Annotated in this window: 1 protein-coding gene; it reads right to left on the bottom strand. The window is 39.3% G+C overall.

The features are described from left to right. Positions 1-61: 61 nt before the first annotated feature. Positions 62-1,045 carry an alpha-ketoacid dehydrogenase subunit beta gene (locus tag F6K13_RS33865; protein ID WP_124145681.1) on the bottom strand — a complete coding sequence of 328 codons (984 nt, stop codon included), beginning with the start codon at positions 1,043-1,045 and terminating at the stop codon, positions 62-64. Positions 1,046-1,243: the final 198 nt, after the last annotated feature.

Raw genomic sequence — 1,243 nt, 5'->3', positions numbered from 1 at the left:
TTCACCTTATAGTTAATTTAAGTCAAAAAAGTTCATCAGTTTTCTTGCTTATTACTTCAACTTAAACTTGCATTGCCACCATTTTTTGTACTGCTTCAACAATCTGCTCTGGTTGTACAATTGTCAATCTTTCTAGCGTACCATTATAAGGTGTCGGAATATCTTGTGAAGATAAACGTAGAACTGGTGCATCTAGTTCATCAAATAACCTCTCATTAATTGAGGCAATTAACTCAGCACCAATACCACCTGTTTTCATACACTCTTCGACAATAATTACCCGGTGAGTTTTCCGAATAGAAGCACCAATAGTTTCAAAATCTAGAGGTTTGAGGGATATTAAGTCTATTACCTCTGGGTCATAACCCTGTTTTTCCAAACTTTTTACTGCTTGGGTGACGTGGTGACGCATCCGAGAGTAGGTCAAAATAGTTACATCTTTTCCTGTCCGTACCACTTCCGCTTTGTCTATAGGTAACAAATATTCCTCTTCTGGCAAGTCTTCCTTCAGATTGTAAAGGAGGACGTGCTCAAAAAATAAGACCGGATTATCATCACGGATAGCTGCTTTGAGTAAACCTTTAGCATTGTAGGGGGTTGAGCAAGCTACTATTTTCAGACCAGGAACAGCTTGAAAGTATGCTTCTAATCTTTGGGAATGCTCTGCACCTAACTGGCGACCTACACCACCAGGGCCACGAATAACTAATGGTATTTTGAAGTTACCACCAGAGGTATAGCGCAACATTCCAGCATTATTAGAAATTTGGTTGAAGGCTAATAGTAAAAAGCCCATATTCATGCCTTCAATAATGGGTCTTAACCCAGTCAAAGCTGAACCTATGGCCATTCCTGTGAAGCTATTTTCTGCAATGGGAGTATCAAGGACACGCAGTTCCCCATATTTTGCATAAAGGTCTTTGGTAACTTTGTACGAGCCTCCATATTGACCCACATCTTCACCAAGAACATATACAGTCTGGTCACGGGTCATTTCTTCATCAATGGCTGCACGGAGAGCATTAAATAATAAAGTTTGTGCCATCTAAGGGTTTGATTATATGAATGTTAGCTAACAGTTCCCACACTAATCTCACAATCAGAAATGGGCTTCTCATTGACTTGACCTAATTGGTTAGGACACAGCTTGACACTCTCACCGTAAATAAGTGCGATTATAACGGGAGATTCTTGTATCACAGATTCTTAACTAGATAACAATTCAACTTGTTTGATTTGTTAA

It is taken from the genome of Okeania sp. SIO2B9, from assembly GCF_010672505.1.
GTDB classification, from domain to species: Bacteria; Cyanobacteriota; Cyanobacteriia; order Cyanobacteriales; family Microcoleaceae; genus Okeania; species Okeania hirsuta.
This window is presented reverse-complemented; position numbering and strand designations above follow the sequence as displayed.

Excerpts from the sequence above, each read along its gene's own strand:
- F6K13_RS33865 (WP_124145681.1), bottom strand. The coding sequence starts at position 1,045 with ATGGCACAAACTTTATTATTTAATGCTCTCCGTGCAGCCATTGATGAA.